This window comes from Synechococcus sp. MIT S9504, from assembly GCF_047497135.1.
GTDB lineage: Bacteria > Cyanobacteriota > Cyanobacteriia > PCC-6307 > Cyanobiaceae > Synechococcus_C.
Genome location: NZ_CP138942.1, coordinates 2178743 through 2204819 on the forward strand (window position 1 = coordinate 2178743; position 26077 = coordinate 2204819).

Consider the following 26077-nt stretch of genomic DNA (forward strand, 5'->3'; position numbering starts at 1 on the left):
GCCGGCATGGCATTCCAGTGATCTTGCCGATATCGTCGCGGAGTATTAGTAGCCAGCCTAGGCGTCATGAGCGACGAAACCACTACGCAGTCGACTGAAAGCGCCACAAGCGACAACGTCGCATTCGCTGAGCGCTACAAAGACGTCCTCGGCAAGGTGAACGAAACCCTCGACAAAGTCGACTGGAGCCAGGCAGGTCGCATCGGCAAGGTTGTTGGCATTTTCGCCGCTGTGATCGTTGCCCAGATCCTGATCAAAGGAATTCTCGACACGATCAATTTGCTGCCGGTTGTCCCAGGCTTGCTGGAACTGCTCGGCGTTGTGGTCGTCGGACAATGGAGCTGGAAGAACCTCACGACAAGTGACAAGCGCAATGCACTCGTTGCCCGGATCCAGACTCTGCGCAAGGAGTATTTGGGCTGAAGCAACCGAACCTCAGCCGTGAGAGCCAAGCTGAATCTTTTTAGAGCAAAGCGAGCCGCAGATCCTTGAGGATCTCGCGGCTTTGTTGTTTGTATCCACCGCCAAAAAGGTTGGCGTGATTCAACAAGTGATAGAGATTCAGAACTTCAATTCTGTGTTCTGCACCATCCTGGAGCGGCCATTCACTGCTGTATCCCTCCATCAATCGACAGGAGAAGCCACCGAACAGACGGGTCATGGCCAGATCCACCTCGCGGTCAGCCCACCAGCTGGCGGGATCAATCAAGAGACCACGACCGTCAGCCAGCACTCCTGCATTGCCAGCCCAGAGATCGCCATGCACCAGACAGGGCTCAGGGGCATGACGATTCAGCCATGCCGCGATCGGTCCAAGCAGTGGCTCCCAGGCCTGCTCAGCCAGCCCCCATTCACTGGCAAGGCACAGCTGAGGCTGAAGTCTGAGTTGAGTGAACGCTTCGCCCCAGCTGTCACACCATCCGGAGGGTTGGGGCCCCAAACCGATGAAGCCATCGTGATCCCAGCCGAAGCAGCCTGGCCCGGCCGCAGCCGACGCACGATGCAGCTGCGCCAGTCCCCGGCCCAGGCGGAATTGATCTCCGCTGCTGGCATCCCACCAGGCCATCACCAAAGCTGACTTGCCAGCAAGTGGTAAACAACCCAGCACCTGGGGCACTTCGATCAAGGCTGGATCAGCCCAGTGACGCAAAGCCTGCAGTCCTGACTGTTCAGCCAGCAGGTTGGCCGTCTGAGCCACCTTGACAAAGAGTTGCTCACCATCGCTCAGACTCAGCCGCCACGTGGATCCGACACTGCCGCCGCCCACACTGCGCAGACCAACCACCTGTCGCCCCTCAAGCAACTCAGCGTCCGCCGCCAGAGCCCGCTCCAGCTGATCACGCATCCACGTTGATCCAACTCTGCTGCCAGCATGCCGCGATGGAATCAGTCCAGGACGTGATCGTGATCGGTGGGGGCATCGCCGGCCTCACCGCCGCAGCACTGCTGGCCCATGAGGGTTTGACCGTCACCCTGCTGGAGGCGCACCATCAGCTGGGGGGTTGTGCTGGAACGTTCCGACGGGGTCGCTTCATTTTTGATGTGGGTGCCACACAGGTTGCGGGACTGGAACCAGGAGGGAGTCATGCTCGCCTCTTCCAGCACCTGGGCATCCGACCGCCTGAAGCCGAACAGCTGGACCCTGGCTGCGTGGTGGACCTCAATGACGGGTCAGCTCCGGTGCATCTCTGGCATGATCCCCAGCGCTGGCGCCAGGAACGCAGCCAGCAATTCCCCGACAGTGAACGCTTCTGGCAACTGTGCAGCTGGATTCATCGGCAGAACTGGCAGTTTGCAGCGGCTGATCCGGTGCTGCCTGTTCGCAGCGGCTGGGATCTCGGACGCACCCTGGCTGCGCTGAGCCCCGGAAATCTGGCTTGTGCCCCCCTCAGTCTGCTCACGGTTTCCGATCTGCTGAGCCTCAGCGGATGCGCTGGAGACCGTCGACTGCGACGCTTCCTCGACCTGCAGCTGCGGCTTTATTCACAGCAACCGAGTGACCGCACCGCAGCCCTCTATGGCGCCACGGTCTTGCAGATGTGCCAGGCCCCGCTTGGTCTCTGGCATCTCCACGGATCGATGCAAAGCCTCAGCGAGCAGCTGGCCACTGCCCTGGAACGCGATGGTGGGCATGTGCTTCTGCGCCATCGCGCGCTGAAACTGGACCGCGACGACGGACAACCTGGATGGTCGGTCAGGGTTGAAGCGCCTCAGAAAGTGCAGCGATGCCTGCGTGCCAGCGAAATCATCTGCAGCCTTCCACCCCAGTGCCTGCCAGAGCTGATTCCAGACCATGAACAGATGCCCGACCAGTACCGCAAGCACCTCAACAGCTTGAAGGCGCCGAGCGGAGCGCTTGTGTTCTACGGCGCTGTCGAACGGCATCAGCTGCCGGATGACTGCCCCGGACATCTTCAGCGTGACGGCAACTCTCCCGGCTCACTCTTCTTGTCGATCAGCCGCGATGGTGATGGCCGAGCCCCGAAGGGCCAGGCCACCGTGATCGCCAGTGTCTTCACCTCACCGGAGGGTTGGCAGGATATGGATGAGAAGGCTTACCAGCAGCGCAAACGAGAGCTTCAGGATTCAATTCGACAGGACGTCAATGCTGCTCTGAATCTGCCGGATGAGGCCTGGCTGCATCAGGAACTGGCAACACCGAGAGGATTCGCCCACTGGACCGGTCGACCGAATGGCGTTGTGGGTGGTCTCGGTCAGAGCCCAGGTCGCTTCGGGCCCTTCGGACTGGCCAGCCGCACTCCCATTCCCCAGCTGTGGCTGTGCGGTGATTCGATTCATCCCGGAGAGGGCACCGCTGGCGTCAGCCTGTCGGCACTGATGGCATGCAGGCAGTTAATGGCTGCGCGAGGCCTGAACATCAGGCTTGCGGCATAGCTGGATCAGAAGGGGGCTCCAGGAAACCGGGACGCAATGCACGGGTCTTTTCCAACTCCTGCTCCAGTTGAGCCCAGTGGCCGTTGAGGATTGCCTCCTCCAGCTGCTCGAGGCTCCATCGATAGGCGGCAAGAGACTTCAGCAATGCGGGGCTATTGCGGCAGGCCATCGCCGTTCCCAGCGCTGGATTACCGCCACCGACTCTGGTTGTATCCGCGAAACCGCTGGAGGCCAGTTGACGGGCAAGATCACGCACACGTGGGTCTCGCTCCTCCCCGAGCACGCGCAGCAGTGCTGCGCTCACCATCACGGGCAGATGCGAGATCAGGGCAACAGCCTGATCATGAATGAGCGGATCCGCACTGATCCAGTGTGCCCCAAGCGAGCAAGCCAGGGCTCTCACCTGCTTCACGGCTTCAGGGGCTGTCTCAGCTTCCGGCGTTCCAACCCAGGCACGTCCTCTGAACAGTCCGCGGCAACCCGACTCCACCCCTGACTCGGCAGTCCCTGCCATCGGATGAGACGCCACGAAGCGGGGATGAAGGTCTCTCCAGACATCGAGGACGGCTCCCTTCACCGACCCCACGTCCGTGACGACGGCTTCTGACGGCAGGGCTTTGAGCAGCGCATCTTGCGGCTGCAGCAAGGCCTCCAGCGGCAACGCCAGCACGACAAGATCGCAGCCCTCGAGGCAGGCAGGGTCGCAGCTGACAGCATCGACCAGCCCCCGCTGAAGAGCACGCTCCGCTGTGCTGTCTCGATGCACAAGGCCCTGAACGCTGACCCCAAGAGCACGCAGATCAAGGCCGATCGAGCCACCGATCAGGCCAAGACCCACAACACCGACCCTGCTGAAACCAGCCAATTCTGCGATCCGCTCCTGATCCATCACCGCCGCGCGCATCCAGCCCATGTTGCTTGACCCATGCAGGGATCGGAACAGCTCAGCCTGAACCGATGAACGTCCCAGCGCTCCTTAGGCTTCTCAAATGCTGGAAGTCCAGGCCCATCAGCAGCTCAAGCAACTGCTCAGGGGAGAAGCAGGACAATGGGAGCACCAACTGACCCTGAGTCGGCTGGTGGGCCGAAGCCTGCGACGACAGGATCGAACAAGAATCCAACTCTCCGCGGGCAGCAGCGACCGCTGGTGGCTGGCCCTGCTGGTGCCCCTCAGCCTGCGCAGCGATCACACCGTGCTGGTTCTCGAGCCGACACAACACCAGCGGCTGCTGCATGTTGAACGGCCACGTCTGCTGGAGAGCGGATTAAGGCTGGGCTGCTGGACAGGCTTTGATCCCCCGCCCGGAGACCAGATCTGGCTGTTGACACCACAACAGCTTCTGGATGTCTATCGCAGCGGACAACTCCGTTCAGACGACCATCTGGTGATTCCGGAGGCGGAGTGGCTGCCAGACCGTCTTCGGCGAGCCATGACCGTGAAGATCGACTCCCATCACTGGGAGGAGCTGCGAGCAGCATTTCCCTCCGCCGGAGAGGGTTTGCTCGATCTGCACGAACGCCTGAGCCGCCAGCTTGTCGCCCCTGGAGGCGGAACGAACCGCGACCTCGCCATGCCCGAGAGCGCTCTGACCATGGTGTGCGATCTGCTGCAGTTGCTCGGACCAACACCACAACCGTGGTGCCAGCTGATCTCCATGGACCGAGCGTCATGGGCCAGCTGGGCTCGCGTGAATCCAAACACCCTTCAGTGGAGCTGGCAGTTGCAACCGCTGGAACCACTGATCACGCTGGAATCACTCTTCCTGAACCATCCCTGGACACTGATCCATGGAGATGGTGGCTGTCGTCGTCATGGCGACGAGCCGAACAGCGACAGCGAGGAGCTGCGCATTGATCTGCGCGATGCCCCGCGAGGAGAAACGCTGCCGATCTATCTGCCCAGACGTCAGCCATTGCCGAACACGGAAATTTTCGCCGGACATCTTCTGGAACAGAGCCGACGCCTGATCCTGGGCCGATCTGGCTTGACCGGCGTGCTGGTTGATGATCCACGTATGCGTCAGCGTCTCTGCAGCGAACTCGCGGCGGAGTTCGGCAGCAGAGTCACTCTGGAAATCACGGCACCGGAGTCAAACGGAGTGATCTGCTGCAGCTGGAGCTGGTGGTTGAGCCATCAGCATCTGCTGCCTGAACCGGAACAGCTGATTGCAGCCATGCTGCCGATCGCCAGCCTGGAGGACCCACTCACCGCAGCCCGAGTGGAGTCGCTGAAGCGACAGGGGCGTGATTGGTTTCGCACGCTTCTGCTCCCGGAAGCACTGGCGACCCTGATCCCTGCCATTGCCTCTCTGAGACGCAGCGGCGGTCGCCTGGCCATCCTCGACGGCAGGGTCCGCGGACGCAGCTGGGGAGAGCAGGTGCTGCGAGCCCTTGAACCCTGGGACTCGTTGCAGAGACTTCGTCCAGACTGACATTCACTTCTAGGCTGATCAACAGCTTGTGAGGCCTGGGATGGGAGAAGCACGACGCCGTGCCAGTCAGGGACTGCCACCTCGCCAGCGCAAACCAGACCCCAAGGATGCTGAGCGGTTTATCGCCTGGTTACCGCTGACTCGCGCCCAGGCCACGCAATTCGTGTCGATCACCACACGAGGCGCCTGGATCGGAATCGCAGCCCTGGTGCTGTTCTGGGTGGTGGTGCGCTTCATCGGCCCTGCCGCCGGATTCTGGACACTGGCCGACAGCCCTTAAAACCGGGAAAGCACACCAGGCACCCTGAATTCGGAAGAAAACCTTTAGGCTCATTTGAACCTGGATGGTGTTCTTCGTGTTCCTCAGACTTTCCGAGCAGTACCGCTCGGTCGTCCACGATCTGGTGATGAGTCTGCAGGCTCTGGCAGCAAATCTAAGGAAACAGGGCATCACCGCAACCTGCTATGTCTGCGATGACGGTCAGGACGGAAGCGGAGCCTCATTCATGGCCGAACTGGGCGAGCAGCACATGGTGCGCTTTCTGGTCTCTGACTTCGGGATCAGCTGGGTCGAATCCCGCAATGGGCGCGAACTGGTGAAATTTGAAGGCGCAGAAGCCATTCAGGAGCTTCAACGCATCGCCGGCAATCTGCAGAGAAGCCGCAGTGAATGCAGCTCCTCACAGATGCAGCAGGGATGATCAGGCTGCGTCCTTCGACGGGGCCGCAACTTCAGCGGACTTGGCGAGAGGCTTGGCAGCAGCCGAACGTGCCGCAGCCGCGAGAGGACGCATGGAATTGGACGACACTTCCGAACCTTCCGTCAGCTTCTGCCGCACCAACACTTCAATGGCATCCTTGGCCTCCGGATTTTGCTCCAGCCAACCAATGGTGTTGTCACGACCCTGACCGATGTTGTCGCCCTCATAGCTGTACCAGGCACCCTTGCGAGTGACCACACCCGTCTCCTCAGCCAGATCAAGCAGACAACCCAGCGTGCTGATCCCCCGACCGAAGAGAATGTCGAATTCCGCGATGCGGAAAGGGGGAGCCACCTTGTTCTTGGCCACCTTCACCTTGGCGCGGATGCCGTACTCCTCGGTACCGCGCTTCAGCGTTTGAATACGGCGGATATCAAGCCGCACTGAGGCATAGAACTTGAGGGCGTTACCACCGGTGGTGGTTTCTGGATTGCCATAGGTGACGCCGATCTTGAGACGCAGCTGATTGAGGAAAATCACCGTGCAACCGGACTTGCCGATGTTGCCGGTGATCTTGCGCATCGCCTGGCTCATCAGGCGGGCCTGACTGCCCACCGCAAGGTCTCCCATCTCACCCTCGATCTCGGCACGGGGCGTGAGAGCGGCGACGGAATCAACCACCACGATGTCGACAGCCGCGGAACGGACCAGCTGATCCACAATCTCCAGCGCCATCTCGCCTGTATCCGGCTGCGATACCAGCAGATTTTCCACATCCACTCCCAGTGACGCGGCATAAACCGGGTCGAGAGCATGCTCGGCATCCACAAAGGCTGCGACGCCTCCATTGCGCTGAACCTCGGCAATGGCATGCAAGGTCAACGTGGTCTTACCAGAACTTTCGGGCCCATAGACCTCAACGACACGTCCCTTGGGATATCCACCACCCAAAGCGAGATCAAGAGTGAGGGCTCCGGTGGAGATTGTTTCCACCCTCATTCGGGATGCGTCTCCAAGACGCATGATCGATCCCTTGCCGAAGTTGCGCTCGATCTGACCGAGCACGAGATTGAGCGCTTTATCGCGCTCACCTGGGCGGACATCTCCACCGGGGGACTGGGAGGCTTTCACATCGGCTGGCATGGCTGAAACAGTTAAAGAGCAGAAGAACGCCGCAGGCAGCTGATCGGGACGGCGGATGAACCGACGCCTCGGTGGGATTCAGAGACCGGACAGATCATCCAGTGCCCCAATCCAGGCCATCCGTCTCACGTAGTACAGATGTACGTTATCGAATCAGGGCCAGTCCGCCAAGGGGGCTGCGAACTGCTCTGGTCGCAGCAGGCGAATGGCACCGGAGAGATCAGTGAAATCAGCAGGTCTCAGGTATCCCCAGCTGACCAGCCAGCAGGGCAGGGATTCAAGACCTGGGGTGGCACGAACGGTTTCCAGAGTGGGGCGACGGTCCTCAACAAAACCGCTCAAGGTCCAGTCGCAGGCGAGGCGGCGCAGCACCTCAGGCTTCGATCCCGACTCATGGCCATCCAGCCGTTCAGGTTTGAGCCCCATCGAGGCGAGCAGCTCGGCAGTGAAATCACGTGCCTTTGTGGTCAGCACCGCCCAGGCCATGTTCTCTTCCGAAAAAGCATTCAAACGTTCAGGCACGCCCGGATAGGGCTGATGCAGAGCCAGCCAGGCATCACGATCGGTCCGCACCGCATCGGCCCGCACCGCCTCCAGCGCTTGCTGCAGCAATGCAGGAGTCCAGCTGAAACGTTTCAGTGCAGCTGTGCAATACGCCGCGTAATCATGCACAAACTCCTGGACCCCGAGCTGCTCGAGAGGGCCGCATTGCTCAGAGATCAATGCCGCGATCAGCACCATCTCCCAACCGTGATGAATCCAGGGCCTGAGCTGCCTGAACTGTGGCGGTGTGGACTCAGGAAGATCGATAGCAGGATGCAGACGCAGGCAGGCACGACGAGCACTCCACCAGTACTCATTCATCCCATCCACAATCACGCCGTCAAAATCAAAGACCAGCAGACTGGGGGAAAGCACCGAAGTTCAAAAAAAACTGGGCCGCTAGGATTCGAACCTAGGAATGGCGAGACCAAAACCCGCTGCCTTACCGCTTGGCGACGGCCCATTGACTCCAGTGATGAGACTCCCTACGGAGGTCAACTCTGGGGTTCAAACAGTTACTCACAATGGAGTGACCTTCGTCAATGCATCGGGGCCACTAGATCGTTGATCATGGGGGGAAAACCCTGAGCCGGCGTTGGTCACTGGATCCATAGACATCGCTCTTGAGGCTGTAACGCGCCACAAGATCCGCCTGCATCTGGAGGACGTTCTCATTGCGGGGCAAGAGTTCAACCGGACGACCCTGCGGCATCACAATCTGCTCCACCGCAAGACGACATTCCTCAAGAGCAGCCAGGGCGTCATCTCGGTCAGGCTCGTCTGATGACGCCTCAGGCTCGTGATTCTTCCTCGGCAGGGTCTGGCGGTTGAGCAGGCGCTCAAGAGCTCGCTCAACCTGGGCCAGAGAGTCCGACTTGATCACAAGAATCGGCACCCCGGCCTCCCTTGCCTGTCGGCGCAGCTCGGGCTGGCGTCCCAACCCTTGACGCACGCTCAGCAGCACATCAGCACACGCCAGATCGTCAACGGCACTGACGGGCCAGCCATGGCAGCGGACAGCCTCTTCAAGTCGCTGCCGACTGAGTCCACAGCAGAGCACCTGCAGCTTCACCTTGCGCAAGGCCACATCAGCGGGGGACTTTTCGGAACGACTGTTGCTGGGACCGGAACGCCTGGGGTCGGGCAATGGAACAACGGCCAGGGCAGGCCGACGCTGAGGAGGCTGCGGCACTGATGGTTCGGGATCGACCAGCCTGACGCCTCCATCCGCCATCAGCTCACGCTCCTGAGGCCTGGGACTTTGTCCACGCAGCAACAGATCCACCGTGCGCCCAACATCATCGTGAACGGCCCAGCGATGACGGCTGTGCATCTCCACAGCGAGCGGGAATGTGGGTTCAGCGGCACGCTCCAGAACCGTTTTCTGGGTTCGGCGACGGCGAGCCTCATCGTCACCCAGGGTGACGGACTCAATCCCGCCCACCAGATCGCAGAGCGTTGGATTCTTGATCAGATTGGCAAGAGCATTGCCGTGGGCGGTGGCCACGAGCATCACGCCCCGCTCTGCGATTGTTCGTGCCGCCTGAGCTTCCAGCTCTGTGCCGATCTCATCAATCACGATGACCTCAGGCATGTGATTTTCGACCGCCTCGATCATCACCTGATGCTGGAGTTCAGGCTTGGACACCTGCATACGCCTGGCACGACCAATCGCTGGATGTGGAATATCTCCGTCACCGGCAATTTCATTGCTGGTGTCGATCACAACGACCCGTTTGTGCAGATCATCTGCCAGAACACGGGCAATTTCCCTTAAGGCTGTGGTCTTGCCCACACCGGGGCGCCCCATCAGCAGGAGTGACTCACCGCTGTCGAGCAGATCACGAACGATGGCGACTGTTCCGAAAACGGCACGTCCCACACGACAGGTGAGGCCCACCACATCACCTCTCCGATTACGGACGGCACTGATGCGATGCAGGGTTCGCTCGATGCCGGCACGGTTATCGGCGCCGAATTGGCCGATCCTGCCCACCATCTCAACAAGATCCTGGCGCTCGAGGCAGCCCTCGCCGAGTTCTACCGAGCGACCTGGATAACGCGCCTCAGGAATCCGACCGAGATCGAGCACGACCTCAAGCAGCTGATCACGACGGTCAGCAGGCGCAAGAGCTTCCTGAACTGCAGTTGGCAACAGCGCGAGCAGCCGCTGCAGATCATCGGTGATGCGCTCAGTACCCATGGCCCAGGCTCCCAGTGCTCATCAGGAGCTGAACGCCTTCTAGCAGGACTGAGTCCCCAATCGGGACAGTCAGGGGCGTGAAAGCCAGGGGGTTACAAGATCACGGGCCAGCGCCAGGGCCTGCTCCCAGCCAAAAGGCCAGTCACGCAATGTGGTCCGGCGGCATTCCGCCTCCTGCAGAAGCGGTTGCACAATCGAACGGGCCATGCCACCGAAGGCAACGCCGGCAGGACCACTGGAACGCGGCAGCCCCAGGCCCTCCAGCAAACCAATTGTCGCGCCGTTGGTGCCTCCCGCCAGCTGCAACGGCCCGGGAGGTGCGCTGGTCCGGACCTGCTGCCAGAGACGCAGAGCCGCGCGGGCCGTGCCTGCACCGACATCGCCACTCATCGGACGTCCATCCAGCTGCCAGAGAGGACGAAACCCGCGCTTTCGCAAAGCCTCGTGGCGCCCCCAGAGCTCCGTAACCAGATCCGCTGCGCGCAGTCCATGCCCCTCCAGTCCGCAGCTCACCGCAAGCCTGCGCAACGAAACTGAGGACGCAACAACCTGATCAAGCGTGCGTTCAAATTCCTCGAAACGATCCGGCGCGGTGTGCACCTCAAGCGCATCGGGTTGCAGCTCTGCGAGCAGAGGGGAAAGGTTATCGAGCCCCACCCGATGATCGGAGGTTTCAATCAGTCCAAGCGGACAAGCCGGCAAACAGCGCCCACAGCCATAACAACGGCTTGGGTCGACACCCGGACCGGCGTGAATGGCATCAGCCGGACAAACTCGCTCGCAGGGCCGGGGACAATCCGGCGGGCAGCGGGAAGGGTCAAAGACAGCCTTGCGGAAATGGGCATCGCGACCATCGCTGACGCTGACCATCAACCAGGGAGCATGACCGGTGCGTTCACGGGCCCAGCTGAGACCCGTTCGAGCAGCATTCACAACAGCCGCATCGGCTGCCACATCAACACACTGAACACCCGCAACCGCATAGAGCGCGCAGAGATCAGCCACCGCAGCCAGGTCCTGATTGCTGGCCCCACAGATCAACTTGACCCAACGCCCCTCGCCAAGGGCATCGTCACCGGCCATCAATGGTCCGGTGACCGGCAGAAGACAGGCGATCAGGCTCCCAGCAGCCGTGTCATCGGCTGCCAGCGGAGGCTGCGGGCACCACCCATTTCCACAACCACCTTCAAACGCGGCTCACGCCGACAAAGATCACACAGGGAAAGCAACTCAGATCGAGACAACACCTGCCCCTCGATCAACCAGAGAACAACAGGTTTATTACCCAGCAACATCTCTCCGAGCTGGGGCATGACCTCCTGCACCTCACCAACTGCCGCGCCACGTCCGACACTTTGATGTCCGAGATGTGGAGGGCGCACGCCATGTTTCTGAAAGAGGAACACTTCAGGATCTCCGAGACCTCGTGCCGAGGTGATATGGGTGCGGTAACCGGCAGCACGCAGACGCCTCAGCAGGCGAGTCTCTGCGCCGCCTTCAAGCGGAGCATGGACTGCCATGACACCGGCGGTTTCCAGTTCACGGCGGAAACCCCGACCTGAAAGCAGCAACGGCATGAAATCAGTCCAGATGAACCGAGTCTGGCAGCTGATCAGGGATGAATGGAAGCCGGAAGGCAGTGCTGTATGGTTTTCGTTTGCTCTGCCGATCTGTGCCCGTCCGCTAGCCGGGCCTCCAGTTCCAGGAGCAGGTCCGGCGTGTGCGCCGGATCTTCAGGCCAGTGCAATTCTGCGATTTCATTCGTTGCATTGCCGGGAAACTACCGACCCCCGGTCGATCAAGTCCCAGCCAGCTGATTCGCTCGCTAGCCCCAATCCGAATTGCCCCAGCGGTTTCCGTTGATGCTTTCGGCCATGACTGCGTCATCTCAATCAGCGCCCTTCAGGCCACGGCTCAAGCAGCGTCAAGTTGCAACAGCTGAGGTTGTCCACGCTGGCGTCATTACCTCCCATGTCCATCGGCATCCTTGGGAAGAAACTGGGTATGTCCCAGTTCTTCGACGAGCAAGGCAAAGCCGTCCCGGTCACCTTGATCGAGGCGGGGCCTTGCCGGATCACCCAACTCAAGACCACTGAAACTGACGGCTATGAAGCCGTACAGATCGGCTTTGGCGAAACACGCGAAAAGCTGATCAACAAGCCCGCCAAGGGTCACCTCGCTAAATCCGGCGAAGGGATCCTCCGCCACCTGCGTGAATATCGCGTCGACGACCTCAAGGGTCTCGAGCTGGGTGGAGCCGTCACCGTGGGTGATTTTGAAGCAGGCCAGAAGGTCGACGTCAGCGGCGACACCATGGGTCGTGGCTTCGCCGGTTATCAGAAGCGTCATGGCTTCAGCCGAGGTCCGATGACCCACGGCTCGAAGAACCATCGTGAGCCCGGTTCAACCGGTGCCGGCACCACACCTGGTCGGATCTATCCCGGCAAGCGGATGGCTGGTCGCTACGGCGGCAAGAAAATCACCACGCGGGCTCTCACCATTCTCAAGGTGGACAGTGAGCGGAACCTGCTTGTGGTCAAGGGCTCTGTTCCTGGCAAGCCTGGATCGCTTTTGAACATCCGGCCCGCCAATCGCGTGGGTTCCAAGCCCGCCAAAGGAGGTAAGTGATGGCCAATTGTGTTGTTCGTGACTGGCAGGGCAAGGAAGCCGGCAAGGCCTCCCTGGACCTGAAGGTGGCCAAGGAAACCACCGCCGTCGACCTGATGCACCGAGCAGTGCTGCGCCAGCAGGCCCACAGCCGTCAGGGAACCGCAAGCACCCTCACCCGTGCGGAAGTACGAGGTGGAGGTCGCAAGCCTTACAAACAGAAAGGGACCGGTCGTGCCCGTCAGGGATCGATCCGTACGCCTCTGCGTCCAGGCGGCGGCATCGTGTTTGGTCCAAAGCCCCGCAGCTACAACCTTGCGATGAATCGCAAGGAGCGTCGTCTGGCCCTGCGCACCGCGCTGATGGCCCGCATCGACGACGTGATTGTGGTGAAGGACTTCGGAGCAGCCCTCGAAGCGCCAAAAACTCGTGAAGTCGTTGACGCACTCGGGCGCCTCGGAGTTGCTGCCGACGCCAAGGTGTTGATCGTGCTCAGCACCCCCAGTGAGGTTGTGCGGCGTTCCGTACGCAACCTCGAGAAGGTGAAGCTGATCACGGCTGACCAGCTCAACGTCTTCGATCTGCTCAACGCCAATTCACTGGTCTTGGGCGAAGAGGCAGTCGCAACCATCCAGGAGGTCTACGGAGATGACTGAGCGCTTCACAGGACGCCTGGCGGATGTGATCCGCAGGCCCCTGATCACTGAAAAAGCCACCCGAGCGCTGGAATTCAACCAGTACACCTTCGAGGTGGATCACAGAGCTGCCAAGCCCGACATCAAAGCCGCTGTTGAGCAGCTGTTTGATGTCAAGGTCACCGGCGTGAGCACCATGAACCCTCCCCGCCGCAGTCGTCGGGTCGGCAAATTTGCCGGCAAGCGCTCGCAGGTGAAGAAGGCTGTGGTGCGCCTCGCTGAGGGCAACTCCATCCAACTCTTCCCTGAGTCCTGAGGGGTCTGAAACGTCATGGCAATCCGTACCTTCCGCCCCTACACACCCGGTACCCGCACCCGGGTCGTCACCGACTTCAGTGAAGTCACCGGCCGCAAGCCGGAGCGTTCGCTTGTGGTGTCCAAGCACCGCCGCAAGGGACGCAACAACCGCGGTGTGATCACCTGTCGCCATCGTGGCGGTGGCCACAAGCGGCAATATCGCATCGTCGATTTCCGACGCAACAAGCATGGCGTCCCCGCCAAGGTGGCCGCCATTCACTACGACCCGCACCGCAATGCGCGGCTCGCCCTTCTCTTCTACACCGATGGTGAGAAGCGATACATCCTCGCGCCAGCCGGGGTCAGCATCGGTCAGACCGTGGTGTCAGGGCCTGAATCTCCCATCGAGATCGGCAACGCCATGCCGCTCTCTGACATTCCGCTCGGTTCCAGCGTTCACTGTGTCGAGCTTTACGCCGGGCGCGGTGGACAAATGGTCCGAACGGCCGGAGCCAGCGCTCAGGTGATGGCCAAGGAGGGCGATTACGTCGCTCTGAAGCTGCCATCCACTGAGGTTCGCCTGGTGCGCCGCGAGTGCTACGCCACCATCGGCGAAGTCGGCAACTCGGAGATCCGTAACACCAGCCTGGGCAAGGCAGGGCGCCGGCGCTGGCTCGGACGCCGACCTCAGGTTCGAGGCAGTGTGATGAACCCCTGCGACCACCCCCATGGTGGTGGTGAGGGCCGAGCTCCGATCGGCCGCTCCGGTCCCGTAACCCCGTGGGGCAAGCCTGCGCTGGGGCTCAAGACCCGCAAGCGCAACAAGCCGAGTAACAAGTTCGTCCTCCGCAAACGTCGCAAGACGTCCAAGCGGAGCCGTGGCGGACGCGACTCATGATGCTGCTCACCATTCTGTCGTTCGCTTAATCCGCCATGGGACGTTCACTTAAAAAAGGCCCCTTCATTGCCGACAGCCTGCTTCGCAAGGTTGAAAAGCAAAACGCCGCCGATGACAAGTCGGTGATCAAAACGTGGTCGAGGGCTTCCACGATCCTGCCGATGATGATCGGCCACACAATCGCGGTTCACAACGGCCGCACCCACGTGCCGGTCTTCGTGACCGAACAGATGGTGGGCCACAAGCTTGGCGAATTCGCCCCCACCCGCACCTTCAAAGGCCACATCAAAGACAAGAAAGGAGGCCGCTGAGACCATGACAACGTCATCCCCAACGGCAACTACCGCCCAAGCCCACGGTCGCTTCATACGCGGCTCCGTGTCCAAGGTCCGGCGGGTGCTCGATCAGATCCGCGGTCGCAGTTATCGCGATGCGCTGATCATGCTCGAGTTCATGCCGTACCGCTCCACGGGTCCCATCACCAAGGTTCTGCGTTCTGCAGTGGCCAATGCCGAGCACAACCTCGGACTTGACCCTTCAACCCTGGTGATCTCCCAGGCCAGCGCAGACATGGGTCCATCCATGAAGCGCTACCGACCCCGCGCTCAAGGTCGCGCTTTCGCGATCAAAAAGCAGACCTGCCACATCAGCATTGCTGTGGCAGCCCAGACCGACTCCTGACCCCCGAGCACCCCAACTGATGGGACACAAAATCCATCCAACCGGCTTACGCCTGGGGATCACCCAGGAGCACCGGTCACGCTGGTACGCACCCAGCAAGAGTTATCCGAGCCTCCTTCAGGAGGACGATCGGATTCGCAAGTTCATCCACAAGAAATACGGCTCAGCCGGTATCAGTGATGTGCTGATCGCCCGCAAGGCCGATCAGCTGGAAGTTGAGCTGAAAACCGCACGTCCCGGCGTTTTGGTTGGACGCCAGGGCAGCGGCATCGAAGAGCTGCGCTCCGGCATCCAGAAAACCGTCGGTGATCTGAACCGTCAGGTTCGGATCAATGTGGTCGAAGTCGAGCGTGTCGACGCCGATGCTTTCCTGCTTGCCGAATACATCGCTCAGCAACTTGAGAAGCGTGTGGCGTTCCGTCGCACGATCCGCATGGCCGTGCAGCGGGCACAGCGAGCTGGCGTTCTGGGCCTGAAAATCCAGGTTTCAGGCCGTCTCAATGGTGCTGAGATCGCTCGCACCGAGTGGACGCGAGAAGGTCGGGTGCCTCTGCACACCCTTCGCGCTGACATCGACTACGCCACCAAGGTCGCCAGTACCACCTACGGGGTACTCGGCATCAAGGTCTGGGTGTTTAAGGGCGAAGTGCTGGGTGATGAAGCCCAGCAACAGCTGCCTGTGGGGGCAACCCCGCGGCGTCGGGCCGGTCGCAGGCCCCAACAGTTCGAAGACCGCTCCAACGAGGGTTGAACAGGAGGCCTGAACCATGCTGAGTCCAAAACGCGTCAAATTCCGTAAGCAGCAACGCGGCCGCATGCGCGGTGTTGCCACTCGTGGCAACACCATCGCCTTCGGTCAGTTCGCTCTGCAGGCACAGGAGTGTGGCTGGATCACCTCCCGCCAGATCGAGGCCAGTCGTCGTGCCATGACCCGCTACGTCAAGCGTGGCGGCAAAATCTGGATCAGGATTTTCCCTGACAAGCCGGTCACCATGCGCGCTGCCGAAACCCGAATGGGTTCAGGTAAGGGCAACCCGGAATTCTGGGTGGCGGTGATCAAGCCGGGCAGGATCCTGTTCGAGATGGGTGGTAACGAAATCACCCCCGAAATCGCCAAGGAAGCCATGCGCCTCGCGCAGTACAAGCTTCCTGTGAAGACCAAGTTCATCACTCTCGATGAACAGGAGCAGACATCCGGTGCGCAAGCTCCGGCTGCTGCTGCCGCCACCGTGGAGTCCTGACCATGGCCCGTCCCAATGCCTCCGAACTGCGTCAGCTCTCCGACGCAGAACTCACAGAGCAAATCGCCGGTCTCCGTCGAGAGCTGTTCGATCTGCGCTTCCAGCAAGCCACCAGGCAGCTGGCCAACACCCACCGCTTCAAGCAGAGCCGCACCAAGCTGGCCCAACTGCTGACGGTGCAGAAGGAGCGCCTGAGCTCCACCGCCTCCTGATCCTTCGCTTCATACCCATGGCACTCAAGGAAAGGGTCGGCACCGTCGTCAGCGACAAGATGGACAAAACGGTGGTGGTTGCGGTGGAAAACCGCTTTCCCCACCCCATCTACCAGAAGACGGTCAGCCGTACCACCCGCTACAAAGCTCACGACGAGAACAACACTGTTCGCGTTGGTGACCGTGTTCGCATCACCGAGACCCGTCCGCTCAGCCGTCACAAGCGCTGGGCCATCGCAGAGGTGCTCAGCCACAGCCCGAAGGCTGAGGAGGTCAACAAATGATTCAGCAGGAATCCTTTCTCACCGTTGCTGACAACAGCGGCGCCAAGCGCATCCAGTGCATCCGCGTACTGGGAAGCAACCGTCGCTACGCCCATGTCGGCGACGTGATCGTGGCCACCGTCAAGGACGCCATGCCCAACATGGGCGTGAAAAAGTCCGATGTGATCAAGGCCGTGGTTGTCCGCACCAAAGCCACACTTCGTCGTGACACCGGCAACTCCATCCGGTTTGACGACAACGCAGCCGTCATCATTAACGACGACAAAAACCCCAAGGGCACTCGTGTCTTTGGACCTGTGGCCCGCGAACTGCGCGACCGGAACTTCACCAAAATCGTCTCCCTCGCTCCGGAGGTGATCTGAGATGGCTACCGCAACACCGAAATCCGCCGCAGCGAAGCGCATCAAGATGCGTCTGCGCAAAGGCGACACCGTTCAGGTGATCACCGGCAAGGACAAGGGCAAGACCGGAGAGGTCTTGCGCACCCTGCCCAATGAAAACCGCGTGATCGTGGAGGGCATCAATATGCGCACCCGCCACGTCAAACCCACCCAGGAGGGTGAAAGCGGTCGGATCGTCACTGAAGAGGCTTCACTGCATGCCTCCAACGTGATGATCTACTCCACAGACAAGAAGGTGACCAGCCGAGTCGAGCTGATCACTGAGAAGGACGGCAGCAAAAAGCGCCGCCTCAAGAAAACCGGCGAGGTGATCGACTGATCACCCCGATCCGCCTTCTGACCAAGTCCAGAAGTCCCATTCCCCAGCCATGTCACTGAAACAGCGCTACAGGGAGACCATTCAGCCCAAATTGCTGAAAGATCTCAGTCTCTCCAACGTCCATGAAGTCCCCAAGGTGGTCAAAGTCACCGTGAACCGAGGACTTGGCGAAGCTGCCGCGAATGCCAAGGCCCTTGAGGCCTCGGTGAACGAACTTGCTCAGATCACCGGCCAGAAAGTGGTGGTGACCCGAGCCAAGAAAGCCATTGCGAGCTTCAAGATCCGCGAGGGCATGCCGATCGGCTGTGCCGTGACTCTGCGCGGTGATCGCATGTACGCCTTTCTCGAGCGGCTGATCAACCTGGCACTGCCCCGCATCCGTGACTTCCGTGGCGTCAGCCCCAAAAGCTTCGACGGACGTGGCAATTACACCCTGGGGGTGAGAGAGCAGATCATCTTCCCTGAGATCTCCTTCGACAAGATCGACGCCATCAGGGGCATGGACATCACCATCGTGACCACTGCCCGTTCGGATGAAGAGGGCCGCTCCCTCCTCCGCGAGATGGGAATGCCGTTCCGCAGCAACTGAGCCCTCCTCGGAAACCACTATGGCCAATCACGACCCTATTTCCGACATGCTCACCCGCATTCGCAATGCGAGTGAGAAACGTCACCAGAGCACGAAAGTACCTGCCTCCCGCATGTCTCGCAGCATCGCCAAAGTGCTGCAGCAGGAAGGCTTCATCGCCGAGATCAGCGAGGAAGGCGAGGGAGTTCACACCAACCTGGTGCTTGAACTGAAGTACAGCGGCAAGAACCGCCAACCCACCATCCGCTCCATGCAGCGGGTGAGCAAGCCTGGTCTGCGCATCTACAAGAACACCCGCGGCCTTCCCAAGGTCCTCGGCGGACTGGGGGTGGCGATCATCTCCACCTCCAAGGGTGTCATGAGCGACCGCGATGCCCGAAAGCAGGGCGTGGGCGGTGAAGTGCTCTGCTACGTCCTTTGATCTGGAGCCAAAACCATGTCACGTATCGGTAAAGCCCCCATCCCCATTCCTGAGAAGGTGACCGTGAGCCTCAACGGCCTCGCTGTCACCGTGAAGGGACCGAAGGGAGAACTCAAACGCACACTGCCTGAGGGCGTGAGCATCGATCAGGTGGAGAACACCATCGTGTTGTCCCCCACCAGCAGCAAGCGCACCTCCCGTGAACGCCATGGCCTGTGCCGCGCTCTCGTCAACAACATGATTGTTGGCGTCGAAAGCGGTTTCAGCAAAAGCCTGGAAATCATCGGAGTTGGCTCCAGGGCTCAGGTGAAAGGCACCACCCTGGTCGTCTCCGCCGGTTACAGCCACCCCGTCGAGGTTGCAGCTCCTGACGGCATCACCTTCAAAGTTGAGAACAACACCAAGGTGACGGTGTCCGGGATCGACAAGGAATTGGTCGGTAATGAAGCCGCCAAAATTCGCTCCATCCGTCCGCCAGAGCCCTACAAGGGCAAAGGGATCCGGTACGAGGGCGAATGGATCCTCCGCAAGGCAGGCAAGTCGGGCAAAAAGTAATCCACTACTAGACGCCGTTCTTCTTTACCCACCATGTCGACCCTCTCCCGTAAACAACAGACCCAGAAGCGTCATAGACGCCTGCGTCGTCACCTCAGCGGCACCGCCGGCAAACCCCGCCTGGCTGTGTTCCGCTCTAACAGCCACATCTATGCGCAGGTCATTGACGATGACGCCCAGAGCACACTCTGCTCAGCATCGACCGTTGACAAGGACCTGCGCACTAGCCTCAAGGCCAACGGCAACGACTGCAATGCTTCGGTAGCCGTCGGTGAACTGGTGGCCAAACGCGCCCTTGCCAAGGGCATCCAACAGGTGGTCTTCGATCGCGGCGGCAACCTGTATCACGGCCGGGTGAAAGCCCTTGCCGACGCCGCCCGGGAAGCGGGCCTTCAGTTCTGATCCTGCTCTCAACATGACCGATTCCAACCCCCAGACCAATCCCAACGACGTGCCCTCGGCGGCCGATGTTCCTGCTGCAGCTGAAGGCCAGCAGCAGCAGGAGCAACGCCGTGGAGGAGGTCGCGACCGCGGTGATCGCCGTGGCGGACGCCGTGGTGACCGACGCAACCAGGAGCGTGACTCCGAGTGGCAAGAGCGGGTTGTCCAAATCCGCCGTGTGTCCAAAACCGTGAAAGGCGGCAAGAAGATGAGCTTCCGGGCCATTGTTGTTGTCGGAAACGAGCGCGGTCAGGTCGGCGTCGGCGTCGGCAAGGCCGGTGATGTGATCGGTGCAGTCCGCAAAGGTGTTGCTGACGGCAAGAAGCATCTCGTCAAAGTGCCTCTGACACGTCACAACTCCATTCCGACCCTGTCCAACGGTCGCGATGGCGCAGCCAACGTGTTGATTCGCCCTGCAGCCCCCGGTACCGGGGTCATTGCAGGAGGCTCCATTCGCACAGTTCTCGAGCTTGCCGGCATTAAAAACGTGCTGGCCAAGCGACTGGGCAGCAAGACTCCTCTGAACAACGCCCGGGCTGCCATGGTGGCTCTCGATAGTCTCCGCACACACAAGGAGACCGCCAAGGAACGGGGGATCTCCCTCGAGCAGATCTATTCCTGATTCCCCATGACTCTCCGACTTGATTCCCTAAAGCCCAACAAAGGTGCCCGACGCCGCAAACTGCGCAAGGGTCGCGGCATCGCCGCTGGCCAGGGTGCGAGCTGCGGCTTCGGCATGCGCGGCCAGAAATCCCGTTCCGGACGGCCCACCCGCCCCGGTTTCGAGGGTGGCCAGATGCCTCTTTACAGGCGCGTGCCCAAGCTGAAGCACTTCACATTGGTGAATCCCAAACACTTCACCGTTGTGAATGTCTCAGCACTCAATGAGCTCAAGGCCGGCAGCACCGTCAACCTCGACTCACTGGTCAAGGATGGTGTTGTCACCAGCCCCAAGCACCCGCTGAAAATCCTCGGCAACGGGGAACTCAAGGCCAAGCTCACGGTTCAGGCCGCCGCTTTCACGGCATCAGCACGAACCAAAATCGAAGCGGCCGGTGGCACCTGCGAACTGTTGGACTGAGATCCGTCGATCGACTTCTACAGATCTAACGTCTGAGCCGTCCGCCGGATTGACATCCGCGGACGGCTTTGCTGCATCAAGCTCAATCATCCAATCTCTGTTCCATGCTCGTCAGTCGGGGACGAAATCCCAGCGCCACTGAAGTCATCACCCAGCTGGTTCAAAACCCTGAGCTGCGAGGCAGGGTTCTCACCACTCTGGGGCTGTTGATGCTGGTGCGTCTCGGCATCTACATCCCGATGCCAGGCATTGACCGTGTCGCTTTTGAGCAATTCATCCAACAGGGTGGCCAGCTGATCGGTTTCCTCGACATCTTCACCGGTGGCGGCATCTCCACTCTGGGCATCTTCGCCCTCGGGATCCTGCCGTTCATCAATGCCTCGATCATCCTTCAGCTGCTCACAGCATCCCTTCCGCAACTGGAGGATCTGCAGAAAAATGAAGGAGAAGCGGGCCGTCGCAAACTGGCTCAGATCACTCGCTACGTCGCACTTGGCTGGGGGTTGATTCAGAGCGTGGTCTTCGCGATGATTCTGCGCCCCTACGCAGTGGAGGGCCTTCCCGTTGGCGTTTTCGTGGTGCAGACAGCCCTGGCGCTGGTCACCGGATCGATGATCGTGATGTGGCTGAGCGAAGTGATCACGGAGCGAGGCATCGGCCAGGGAGCCTCACTGGTGATCTTCCTGAACATCGTGGCCACACTGCCTCAGGCCCTCGGTTCAACCATTGAGAAAGCCCAGACAGGCGATCGCAATGATGTGTTCGGGATCGTGATTCTTGTTCTGGTGTTCCTGGTCACGATCGTGGGGATCATCTTCGTGCAGGAGGGACAGCGCCGGCTTCCGATCGTCAGTGCAAAGAGGCAGGTGGGCGGCGGAGCTGTTTTACCCAATCGCCAGAGCTACCTGCCCCTGAAGCTCAATGCCGGCGGCGTGATGCCGATCATTTTCGCCTCGGCCCTGATTTTTCTGCCGATCACCATTGCCAACTTCAGCCAGAATCCGTTTCTGATCAGAGCAGCCACCGCCCTGAACCCAGGCAGCTCGAATCCATGGCCTTATGCCCTGGTGTTCTTCTCCCTGATTCTTGGCTTCTCCTATTTCTATGCATCCCTGACCTTTAACCCGGTGGACGTCGCCAGCAATCTCAAGCGCGGAGGGGTGGCCATCCCAGGGGTCAGGCCTGGAACGGCAACAGCGAATTACCTCGAAGGGGTGAAAAACAGACTCACCCTGCTGGGTGGTCTTTTCCTCGGCGCCGTCGCCATCATTCCTTCCGCCGTGGAACGGGCCACCAATGTGCAGACCTTCCAGGGCCTCGGCGCCACTTCGCTACTGATCCTGGTGGGTGTTGCCATTGACACTGCTAAGCAGGTCCAGACCTACGTGATCTCCCAGCGCTACGAGGGAATGGTGCGCCAGTAACAAGGCACGGTTCGGGCAGCCGCTCGGAATGAACGCAACCTCGGCAGATCCTCCACACCTTTCATCCCCTCCAACCCAACCACCCGAATCGCCATGAAACAACGTCTTCTGTTCGTGGGCCCGCCCGGTGCCGGGAAGGGCACGCAAGCTGCGCTCCTCTGCGAAAACCATGGACTTCGGCACTTGTCCACCGGCGATCTGCTCAGGGCTGAGGTGGCCGCAGGCAGCGACCTCGGCAAGGAAGCGAAAGCCGTGATGAACCGGGGCGAACTGGTCACAGACAGCCTGGTACTGGCCATCGTCAAAGCGCAACTGTCTGCTCTCAATGGCCAGGGCTGGCTGATGGATGGCTTTCCACGCAACGTGGCGCAGGCCGAGGCACTGGCGCCGCTACTCCAGGAACTCAATCAAGCGATTGAAAGCGTCGTGTTGCTGGAGCTTGATGACTCCGTTCTGATCGAGCGACTGCTCGGTCGCGGTCGAGCAGACGACAACGAGCAGGTGATCCGCAACCGTCTTGAGGTCTACAAACAGCAGACAGCTCCGCTGATCGATCACTACAGCAGTCAGAACCTGTTGGTCAGAGTGCAGGCCAACGGCAGTGTTGAAGCCATTGCTGAGCGAATTGAAAAGGTTGTTGCTTGACCCTCTGTGGTACGGTAGCTGTTTGCAACAATGGAGAGCTTCGCCCCATGAAGGTGCGTTCCTCGGTTAAAAAAATCAGCCCTGACGATCAAATCGTCAAGCGCAGAGGTCGCATCTACGTGATCAACAAGAAGCGCCCTCGCAACAAGCAACGCCAGGGCTGAAGTCTCGGTCTGCCGTCTCAAGGCGGGGGTCCTTTCCCTGCACCCTGAATTGAAGACTTCCCAGGCATAGGAAGTCATTGTCCACCTCGATTAATTGCTCAGTGGCACGGATTGCTGGTGTCGACATTCCCCGCGACAAGCGGATCGAAGTCGCCCTCACCTACATCTACGGAATTGGCCCGACACGGGCCAGAACCATCCTTTCCAAGACCGGTGTCAATCCCGACATCAGGGTGAAGGATCTCGAAGACGGTGATGTGCAGAAACTGCGCGGTGCCACCGAGACCTTCACGATTGAGGGTGACCTGCGCAGGCAGGAGGGGATGGCCCTCAAGCGCCTCCAGGACATCGGCTGCGTGCGCGGTCGTCGCCATCGCATGAGCCTCCCGGTGCGCGGACAACGAACCCGCACCAATGCGCGAACCCGTCGCGGAGCTCGCAAGACCGTGGCCGGCAAGAAGAAATAAGCCGCTTCGGCCCATCGGATCCTTCAGTTCCTTAAGCCCCCTCCATCTCCAGGCCCATGGCCAAAACAGTCAAGAAATCAGGTCCCAAGAAGGCCAAACGCAACGTTCCCAATGGCGTTGCCCATATCCAAAGCACCTTCAACAACACGATCGTTTCGATCACCGATACCACTGGAGAAGTCATCTCCTGGTCCTCGGCAGGTGCCAGCGGCTTCAAGGGTGCTCGCAAAGGCACCCCATTTGCTGCGCAGACCGCAGCCGAAGCAGCAGCCCGCAGAGCTCTTGAGCAGGGCATGCGCCAGATCGAAGTGCTTGTTCGTGGTCCCGGCTCAGGCCGTGAAACCGCGATCAGGGCCTTGCAGGTTGCCGGCCTTGAAATCACTCTGATCCGCGACGTCACACCCTTGCCTCACAACGGCTGTCGCCGTGCCAAGCGTCGGCGCGTCTGAGCCAACGCGTCCCCGTTCAGGTCCCTCTCTCCCCCGCCTCAGACCGTGTTGCAATACCAGATCGACCGTATCGAGCATCAGATCGCTGACGATCGCTCCCAAACCGGTGTGTTTCTCATCGGCCCCCTCGAGCGGGGCCAGGCCACAACCCTGGGCAATTCCCTGCGGCGTGTGCTCATGGGCAACCTTGAAGGCACCGCTGTCACAGCAGTCCGGATTGCCGGCGTCAACCACGAGTACGCGACCATCCCCGGAGTTCGGGAGGACGTGCTGGACATTCTGCTGAACTGCAAACAGATCACGGTCAACAGCCGCACCAATGAGCTGGAGATCGGTCGTCTTGTCATTGCTGGCCCTGCCACGGTGAAAGCCCGGGATCTGCAGTTCTCCTCCCAGGTCCAGGTTGTGGATGGTGAACGCGTGATCGCCACGGTGAGCGATGGCTACAGCCTCGAGCTCGAGGTTCATGTGGAACGCGGTGTGGGCTATCGCCCCGTCGACCGTCACAACGAAGACACCAGTGCGATTGATCTTCTCCAGATCGATTCCGTGTTCATGCCCGTGCACCGGGTGAACTTCACCATTGACGAGACGGCAGTTGCTGAGGGTGGTTCCGCCCGAGAGCGCCTGCGCATGGAAGTGGTGACCGATGGTTCGATCACACCTGACGATGCCATCGCTCAGTCCGCTAACCAACTGATCGAGCTCTTCCAACCTCTTGCCACCGTCACCATGGTGGAAGAAGTTCAGGCAGAACCTGAACCCACAGCCGAAGCTCAGATTCCTCTCGAAGAATTGAATCTGTCGGTGCGCGCCTATAACTGCCTGAAGCGCGCTCAGGTCAATTCCGTCTCCGATCTGATGGGCTTCAGCTACGAGGATCTGCTGGAGATCAAGAACTTCGGTTCCAAGTCGGCTGATGAGGTGATTGAAGCGCTTGAAAGGATCGGCATCCAGATCCCCCAGAGCCGCACCAGCGTCTGACTCTTACCTTCCTCCTTACTCCAGCCCCTCCAGAACCATGCGTCACCAATGTCGAGTTCCCCAGCTGGGACGTCCCGCTGACCAACGCAAAGCCATGCTTCGCGGCCTCACAACACAGCTGATCCGCGAAGGTCGCGTCACCACCACCAAAGCCCGTGCCAAGGCACTGCGTGACGAAACCGAACGGATGATCACTCTTGCCAAAGAGGGCAGCCTTGCCTCCCGGCGCAGGGTTCTGGGGTACGTGTACGACAAGCAGCTTGTGCATGCCCTGTTCGAGAAAGCTCCCGATCGCTACAGCGACCGCAAGGGCGGCTATACCCGCATCACCCGCACCGTGCGTCGTCGCGGAGACAATGCCGAGATGGCAATCATCGAACTGGTCTGAGGTTCGGCGTCAGCATCACGCAAATCACCATCCCAAACCCCTCGGCTGATTCTGTCGGCATCCGCATTAAACGGATTGCTCTCAGTCTTCAGTACGAGGGGTCTTCCTTTTGTGGATGGCAACGTCAACCCAACGGCACCAGCGTGCAATCGGTGCTCGACGATGCCATCTCAGAGCTCGATCCCCATCGACCGATACAGACCGTGGCTGCAGGGCGAACGGATGCTGGCGTCCATGCCTCTGGTCAGGTGGTGCATTTCGACAGCTGCGGCCCCATACCAGCCAGGCGCTGGGCGCCGGCTCTCAATGGCCGCTTGCCCTCGTCGATCAGGGTGCGAGAAGCGGTGGAACGTCCACTTGAATGGCACGCCTGCTACTCCGCCAGCTACCGGCGCTACCGCTACACCCTCTACAACGGTCGAAGGCCAAACCTGTTTCTTGCCCCCTGGAGCTGGCATCGCTACCAGACAAGGCTGGATGAACAGGCGATGGAACAGGCTCTTCATGGCCTGCTGGGAAGTCACGACTTCGCAGCGTTCCAACGCGCAGGAAGCCGACGATCCCACTCGCGCACAACGATCCAGGACGTGTCCATCCAGCGGCATGGAGACTTGATTCACTTTGAAATTCAGGCCAGCGGTTTTCTGTATGGAATGGTGCGTCTGCTGACGGGTCAGCTCGTGGCTGTGGGAGAGCACCGACTGACCCCGGATCACTTTGAACGCCGTTGGAGAGAACGTCGCCGCGGTGAAGTGAAAGACGGAGCACCGGCGCAGGGACTATGTCTGCTGCGCGCTGGTTATCCGGAAACAATCTTCAGCAAGGGCGGCTGGTACGATTGTCAACCGACGTTTTTTCTGGCCTCAGAGGACCCGCCACCGGAGCCTCCACCATGGCCAATCAGTTCCTGAGCGGTCGCTTCCCCTCAACTGACTCGATCAGTGAGGGAACCACCGACAGGTAAAGTCGATCTTTGA

Annotated in this window: 38 protein-coding genes and 1 tRNA gene; 31 read left to right on the forward strand and 8 right to left on the reverse strand. The window is 60.3% G+C overall.

The genetic code is table 11. The features are described from left to right. The first annotated feature begins 66 nt into the window (after positions 1 to 66). Positions 67 to 423: a CAAD domain-containing protein gene (locus SIB58_RS12140; protein ID WP_066904406.1), complete on the forward strand. Its 357-nt coding sequence runs from the start codon at positions 67 to 69 to the stop codon at positions 421 to 423. Positions 424 to 463: 40 nt separating this feature from the next. Here SIB58_RS12140 and SIB58_RS12145 read toward each other — a convergent pair whose 3' ends face one another. Further along, the gene (locus SIB58_RS12145; RefSeq protein WP_066904409.1) at positions 464 to 1345 is read right to left on the reverse strand and encodes a fructosamine kinase family protein; all 882 of its coding nucleotides are present in this window, start codon (positions 1343 to 1345) and stop codon (positions 464 to 466) included. 35 nt (positions 1346 to 1380) lie between these two features. On the opposite strand from SIB58_RS12145, the gene crtD reads away from it, so the two are divergent. Beyond that, positions 1381 to 2895, forward strand: a complete 1515-nt coding sequence (gene crtD / locus SIB58_RS12150) for a C-3',4' desaturase CrtD (protein WP_066904412.1) — start codon at positions 1381 to 1383, stop codon at positions 2893 to 2895. Here crtD and SIB58_RS12155 read toward each other — a convergent pair. Next, positions 2879 to 3799, reverse strand: a complete 921-nt coding sequence (locus tag SIB58_RS12155; protein WP_067326150.1) for a prephenate/arogenate dehydrogenase — start codon at positions 3797 to 3799, stop codon at positions 2879 to 2881. The two genes, crtD and SIB58_RS12155, sit on opposite strands and share 17 nt — an antisense overlap. Before the next feature lie 85 nt (positions 3800 to 3884). On the opposite strand from SIB58_RS12155, the gene SIB58_RS12160 reads away from it, so the two are divergent. From SIB58_RS12160 to SIB58_RS12170, 3 genes are all read left to right on the forward strand, one after another. Continuing rightward, entirely contained in the window at positions 3885 to 5327 is a 1443-nt protein-coding gene (locus tag SIB58_RS12160; protein ID WP_067326109.1) for a helicase, read from the forward strand. 40 nt (positions 5328 to 5367) lie between these two features. Next, positions 5368 to 5607 (forward strand): DUF2839 domain-containing protein, encoded by a 240-nt coding sequence (locus tag SIB58_RS12165; RefSeq protein WP_066904418.1) that lies wholly within the window; start codon positions 5368 to 5370, stop codon positions 5605 to 5607. A 76-nt stretch (positions 5608 to 5683) separates the two neighbouring features. Then, positions 5684 to 6028 carry a DUF1815 family protein gene (locus SIB58_RS12170; protein WP_066904991.1) on the forward strand — a complete coding sequence of 115 codons (345 nt, stop codon included), beginning with the start codon at positions 5684 to 5686 and terminating at the stop codon, positions 6026 to 6028. Here the strand turns inward: SIB58_RS12170 and recA are convergent, their stop codons facing one another. From recA to SIB58_RS12200, 6 genes are all read right to left on the reverse strand, one after another. Continuing rightward, the gene (recA, locus tag SIB58_RS12175) at positions 6029 to 7171 is read right to left on the reverse strand and encodes a recombinase RecA (protein ID WP_067326106.1); all 1143 of its coding nucleotides are present in this window, start codon (positions 7169 to 7171) and stop codon (positions 6029 to 6031) included. Between the two features lie 153 nt (positions 7172 to 7324). Next, the gene (locus SIB58_RS12180) at positions 7325 to 8089 is read right to left on the reverse strand and encodes an HAD family hydrolase (protein WP_231884151.1); all 765 of its coding nucleotides are present in this window, start codon (positions 8087 to 8089) and stop codon (positions 7325 to 7327) included. A 16-nt stretch (positions 8090 to 8105) separates the two neighbouring features. Beyond that, a tRNA-Gln gene (locus SIB58_RS12185) sits at positions 8106 to 8177 on the reverse strand. Positions 8178 to 8282: 105 nt separating this feature from the next. Further along, positions 8283 to 9917, reverse strand: coding sequence for an AAA family ATPase (locus tag SIB58_RS12190; protein WP_067326104.1), 1635 nt, complete (start codon positions 9915 to 9917; stop codon positions 8283 to 8285). 69 nt (positions 9918 to 9986) lie between these two features. After that, positions 9987 to 11000 carry an LdpA C-terminal domain-containing domain gene (locus tag SIB58_RS12195; RefSeq protein WP_066904427.1) on the reverse strand — a complete coding sequence of 338 codons (1014 nt, stop codon included), beginning with the start codon at positions 10998 to 11000 and terminating at the stop codon, positions 9987 to 9989. Positions 11001 to 11032: 32 nt separating this feature from the next. After that, positions 11033 to 11494, reverse strand: a complete 462-nt coding sequence (locus SIB58_RS12200; protein ID WP_067326101.1) for an NAD(P)H-quinone oxidoreductase subunit N — start codon at positions 11492 to 11494, stop codon at positions 11033 to 11035. 394 nt (positions 11495 to 11888) lie between these two features. On the opposite strand from SIB58_RS12200, the gene rplC reads away from it, so the two are divergent. From rplC to truA, 26 genes are all read left to right on the forward strand, one after another. After that, complete coding sequence (gene rplC / locus SIB58_RS12205; RefSeq protein ID WP_067326095.1) at positions 11889 to 12545, forward strand: 50S ribosomal protein L3; 657 nt, start codon at positions 11889 to 11891, stop codon at positions 12543 to 12545. Next, positions 12545 to 13180 carry a 50S ribosomal protein L4 gene (gene rplD / locus SIB58_RS12210; protein WP_066904440.1) on the forward strand — a complete coding sequence of 212 codons (636 nt, stop codon included), beginning with the start codon at positions 12545 to 12547 and terminating at the stop codon, positions 13178 to 13180. Before rplC ends, rplD begins: the two co-directional genes overlap by 1 nt. Continuing rightward, the gene (locus SIB58_RS12215) at positions 13173 to 13475 is read left to right on the forward strand and encodes a 50S ribosomal protein L23 (RefSeq protein WP_066904443.1); all 303 of its coding nucleotides are present in this window, start codon (positions 13173 to 13175) and stop codon (positions 13473 to 13475) included. Before rplD ends, SIB58_RS12215 begins: the two co-directional genes overlap by 8 nt. Before the next feature lie 15 nt (positions 13476 to 13490). Then, on the forward strand, positions 13491 to 14354 hold the full coding sequence (rplB, locus tag SIB58_RS12220; RefSeq protein ID WP_066904446.1) for a 50S ribosomal protein L2: 864 nt from the start codon (positions 13491 to 13493) through the stop codon (positions 14352 to 14354). Between the two features lie 35 nt (positions 14355 to 14389). After that, positions 14390 to 14665: a 30S ribosomal protein S19 gene (gene rpsS, locus SIB58_RS12225; protein ID WP_006854824.1), complete on the forward strand. Its 276-nt coding sequence runs from the start codon at positions 14390 to 14392 to the stop codon at positions 14663 to 14665. Positions 14666 to 14669: 4 nt separating this feature from the next. Next, positions 14670 to 15035, forward strand: a complete 366-nt coding sequence (gene rplV, locus SIB58_RS12230) for a 50S ribosomal protein L22 (RefSeq protein WP_066904449.1) — start codon at positions 14670 to 14672, stop codon at positions 15033 to 15035. A 19-nt stretch (positions 15036 to 15054) separates the two neighbouring features. After that, positions 15055 to 15786, forward strand: coding sequence for a 30S ribosomal protein S3 (rpsC, locus tag SIB58_RS12235; RefSeq protein WP_066904453.1), 732 nt, complete (start codon positions 15055 to 15057; stop codon positions 15784 to 15786). 16 nt (positions 15787 to 15802) lie between these two features. After that, positions 15803 to 16276 (forward strand): 50S ribosomal protein L16, encoded by a 474-nt coding sequence (gene rplP, locus SIB58_RS12240; protein ID WP_066904456.1) that lies wholly within the window; start codon positions 15803 to 15805, stop codon positions 16274 to 16276. A gap of 2 nt (positions 16277 to 16278) precedes the next feature. Then, positions 16279 to 16488 carry a 50S ribosomal protein L29 gene (gene rpmC / locus SIB58_RS12245; protein ID WP_066904459.1) on the forward strand — a complete coding sequence of 70 codons (210 nt, stop codon included), beginning with the start codon at positions 16279 to 16281 and terminating at the stop codon, positions 16486 to 16488. A 17-nt stretch (positions 16489 to 16505) separates the two neighbouring features. Further along, a complete protein-coding gene (gene rpsQ, locus SIB58_RS12250) occupies positions 16506 to 16772 on the forward strand; it encodes a 30S ribosomal protein S17 (protein WP_066904462.1) in 267 nt (88 codons plus the stop codon). Then, a complete protein-coding gene (gene rplN / locus SIB58_RS12255; protein ID WP_066904467.1) occupies positions 16769 to 17134 on the forward strand; it encodes a 50S ribosomal protein L14 in 366 nt (121 codons plus the stop codon). Before rpsQ ends, rplN begins: the two co-directional genes overlap by 4 nt. A gap of 1 nt (position 17135) precedes the next feature. Then, entirely contained in the window at positions 17136 to 17492 is a 357-nt protein-coding gene (gene rplX / locus SIB58_RS12260) for a 50S ribosomal protein L24 (protein ID WP_066904470.1), read from the forward strand. 49 nt (positions 17493 to 17541) lie between these two features. Continuing rightward, positions 17542 to 18081, forward strand: a complete 540-nt coding sequence (gene rplE, locus SIB58_RS12265) for a 50S ribosomal protein L5 (RefSeq protein ID WP_066904473.1) — start codon at positions 17542 to 17544, stop codon at positions 18079 to 18081. A gap of 19 nt (positions 18082 to 18100) precedes the next feature. Next, on the forward strand, positions 18101 to 18502 hold the full coding sequence (rpsH, locus tag SIB58_RS12270) for a 30S ribosomal protein S8 (RefSeq protein WP_066904475.1): 402 nt from the start codon (positions 18101 to 18103) through the stop codon (positions 18500 to 18502). 15 nt (positions 18503 to 18517) lie between these two features. Beyond that, positions 18518 to 19057, forward strand: a complete 540-nt coding sequence (rplF, locus tag SIB58_RS12275; protein ID WP_066904479.1) for a 50S ribosomal protein L6 — start codon at positions 18518 to 18520, stop codon at positions 19055 to 19057. Positions 19058 to 19090: 33 nt separating this feature from the next. Beyond that, positions 19091 to 19459, forward strand: coding sequence for a 50S ribosomal protein L18 (gene rplR / locus SIB58_RS12280; protein ID WP_066904482.1), 369 nt, complete (start codon positions 19091 to 19093; stop codon positions 19457 to 19459). A 13-nt stretch (positions 19460 to 19472) separates the two neighbouring features. Then, complete coding sequence (gene rpsE, locus SIB58_RS12285; RefSeq protein WP_066904485.1) at positions 19473 to 20120, forward strand: 30S ribosomal protein S5; 648 nt, start codon at positions 19473 to 19475, stop codon at positions 20118 to 20120. A 6-nt stretch (positions 20121 to 20126) separates the two neighbouring features. Next, complete coding sequence (gene rplO / locus SIB58_RS12290) at positions 20127 to 20579, forward strand: 50S ribosomal protein L15 (RefSeq protein ID WP_066904488.1); 453 nt, start codon at positions 20127 to 20129, stop codon at positions 20577 to 20579. 104 nt (positions 20580 to 20683) lie between these two features. Further along, the gene (secY, locus tag SIB58_RS12295; protein WP_066904995.1) at positions 20684 to 22003 is read left to right on the forward strand and encodes a preprotein translocase subunit SecY; all 1320 of its coding nucleotides are present in this window, start codon (positions 20684 to 20686) and stop codon (positions 22001 to 22003) included. Between the two features lie 93 nt (positions 22004 to 22096). Beyond that, complete coding sequence (locus SIB58_RS12300; protein ID WP_066904491.1) at positions 22097 to 22648, forward strand: adenylate kinase; 552 nt, start codon at positions 22097 to 22099, stop codon at positions 22646 to 22648. Positions 22649 to 22695: 47 nt separating this feature from the next. Next, a complete protein-coding gene (rpmJ, locus tag SIB58_RS12305; protein WP_066904998.1) occupies positions 22696 to 22812 on the forward strand; it encodes a 50S ribosomal protein L36 in 117 nt (38 codons plus the stop codon). A 101-nt stretch (positions 22813 to 22913) separates the two neighbouring features. Then, positions 22914 to 23279: a 30S ribosomal protein S13 gene (rpsM, locus tag SIB58_RS12310; protein ID WP_066904493.1), complete on the forward strand. Its 366-nt coding sequence runs from the start codon at positions 22914 to 22916 to the stop codon at positions 23277 to 23279. A gap of 56 nt (positions 23280 to 23335) precedes the next feature. Then, positions 23336 to 23728 (forward strand): 30S ribosomal protein S11, encoded by a 393-nt coding sequence (gene rpsK, locus SIB58_RS12315; protein ID WP_066904496.1) that lies wholly within the window; start codon positions 23336 to 23338, stop codon positions 23726 to 23728. Between the two features lie 45 nt (positions 23729 to 23773). Next, a complete protein-coding gene (locus tag SIB58_RS12320) occupies positions 23774 to 24712 on the forward strand; it encodes a DNA-directed RNA polymerase subunit alpha (protein ID WP_066904499.1) in 939 nt (312 codons plus the stop codon). 37 nt (positions 24713 to 24749) lie between these two features. Beyond that, a complete protein-coding gene (gene rplQ, locus SIB58_RS12325; RefSeq protein WP_066904502.1) occupies positions 24750 to 25100 on the forward strand; it encodes a 50S ribosomal protein L17 in 351 nt (116 codons plus the stop codon). 23 nt (positions 25101 to 25123) lie between these two features. After that, positions 25124 to 26011 carry a tRNA pseudouridine(38-40) synthase TruA gene (gene truA, locus SIB58_RS12330; protein WP_066904505.1) on the forward strand — a complete coding sequence of 296 codons (888 nt, stop codon included), beginning with the start codon at positions 25124 to 25126 and terminating at the stop codon, positions 26009 to 26011. The last annotated feature ends 66 nt before the right edge of the window (positions 26012 to 26077 follow it).

Coding starts and splice junctions, on each gene's coding strand:
- SIB58_RS12140 (WP_066904406.1), top strand. CDS start 67: ATGAGCGACGAAACCACTACGCAGTCGACTGAAAGCGCCACAAGCGAC.
- SIB58_RS12145 (WP_066904409.1), bottom strand. CDS start 1,345: ATGCGTGATCAGCTGGAGCGGGCTCTGGCGGCGGACGCTGAGTTGCTT.
- crtD (WP_066904412.1), top strand. CDS start 1,381: ATGGAATCAGTCCAGGACGTGATCGTGATCGGTGGGGGCATCGCCGGC.
- SIB58_RS12155 (WP_067326150.1), bottom strand. CDS start 3,799: ATGCGCGCGGCGGTGATGGATCAGGAGCGGATCGCAGAATTGGCTGGT.
- SIB58_RS12160 (WP_067326109.1), top strand. CDS start 3,885: ATGCTGGAAGTCCAGGCCCATCAGCAGCTCAAGCAACTGCTCAGGGGA.
- SIB58_RS12165 (WP_066904418.1), top strand. CDS start 5,368: ATGGGAGAAGCACGACGCCGTGCCAGTCAGGGACTGCCACCTCGCCAG.
- recA (WP_067326106.1), bottom strand. CDS start 7,171: ATGCCAGCCGATGTGAAAGCCTCCCAGTCCCCCGGTGGAGATGTCCGC.
- SIB58_RS12190 (WP_067326104.1), bottom strand. CDS start 9,917: ATGGGTACTGAGCGCATCACCGATGATCTGCAGCGGCTGCTCGCGCTG.
- SIB58_RS12195 (WP_066904427.1), bottom strand. CDS start 11,000: ATGGCCGGTGACGATGCCCTTGGCGAGGGGCGTTGGGTCAAGTTGATC.
- SIB58_RS12200 (WP_067326101.1), bottom strand. CDS start 11,494: ATGCCGTTGCTGCTTTCAGGTCGGGGTTTCCGCCGTGAACTGGAAACC.
- rplC (WP_067326095.1), top strand. CDS start 11,889: ATGTCCATCGGCATCCTTGGGAAGAAACTGGGTATGTCCCAGTTCTTC.
- rplD (WP_066904440.1), top strand. CDS start 12,545: ATGGCCAATTGTGTTGTTCGTGACTGGCAGGGCAAGGAAGCCGGCAAG.
- SIB58_RS12215 (WP_066904443.1), top strand. CDS start 13,173: ATGACTGAGCGCTTCACAGGACGCCTGGCGGATGTGATCCGCAGGCCC.
- rplB (WP_066904446.1), top strand. CDS start 13,491: ATGGCAATCCGTACCTTCCGCCCCTACACACCCGGTACCCGCACCCGG.
- rpsS (WP_006854824.1), top strand. CDS start 14,390: ATGGGACGTTCACTTAAAAAAGGCCCCTTCATTGCCGACAGCCTGCTT.
- rplV (WP_066904449.1), top strand. CDS start 14,670: ATGACAACGTCATCCCCAACGGCAACTACCGCCCAAGCCCACGGTCGC.
- rpsC (WP_066904453.1), top strand. CDS start 15,055: ATGGGACACAAAATCCATCCAACCGGCTTACGCCTGGGGATCACCCAG.
- rplP (WP_066904456.1), top strand. CDS start 15,803: ATGCTGAGTCCAAAACGCGTCAAATTCCGTAAGCAGCAACGCGGCCGC.
- rpmC (WP_066904459.1), top strand. CDS start 16,279: ATGGCCCGTCCCAATGCCTCCGAACTGCGTCAGCTCTCCGACGCAGAA.
- rpsQ (WP_066904462.1), top strand. CDS start 16,506: ATGGCACTCAAGGAAAGGGTCGGCACCGTCGTCAGCGACAAGATGGAC.
- rplN (WP_066904467.1), top strand. CDS start 16,769: ATGATTCAGCAGGAATCCTTTCTCACCGTTGCTGACAACAGCGGCGCC.
- rplX (WP_066904470.1), top strand. CDS start 17,136: ATGGCTACCGCAACACCGAAATCCGCCGCAGCGAAGCGCATCAAGATG.
- rplE (WP_066904473.1), top strand. CDS start 17,542: ATGTCACTGAAACAGCGCTACAGGGAGACCATTCAGCCCAAATTGCTG.
- rpsH (WP_066904475.1), top strand. CDS start 18,101: ATGGCCAATCACGACCCTATTTCCGACATGCTCACCCGCATTCGCAAT.
- rplF (WP_066904479.1), top strand. CDS start 18,518: ATGTCACGTATCGGTAAAGCCCCCATCCCCATTCCTGAGAAGGTGACC.
- rplR (WP_066904482.1), top strand. CDS start 19,091: ATGTCGACCCTCTCCCGTAAACAACAGACCCAGAAGCGTCATAGACGC.
- rpsE (WP_066904485.1), top strand. CDS start 19,473: ATGACCGATTCCAACCCCCAGACCAATCCCAACGACGTGCCCTCGGCG.
- rplO (WP_066904488.1), top strand. CDS start 20,127: ATGACTCTCCGACTTGATTCCCTAAAGCCCAACAAAGGTGCCCGACGC.
- secY (WP_066904995.1), top strand. CDS start 20,684: ATGCTCGTCAGTCGGGGACGAAATCCCAGCGCCACTGAAGTCATCACC.
- SIB58_RS12300 (WP_066904491.1), top strand. CDS start 22,097: ATGAAACAACGTCTTCTGTTCGTGGGCCCGCCCGGTGCCGGGAAGGGC.
- rpmJ (WP_066904998.1), top strand. CDS start 22,696: ATGAAGGTGCGTTCCTCGGTTAAAAAAATCAGCCCTGACGATCAAATC.
- rpsK (WP_066904496.1), top strand. CDS start 23,336: ATGGCCAAAACAGTCAAGAAATCAGGTCCCAAGAAGGCCAAACGCAAC.
- rplQ (WP_066904502.1), top strand. CDS start 24,750: ATGCGTCACCAATGTCGAGTTCCCCAGCTGGGACGTCCCGCTGACCAA.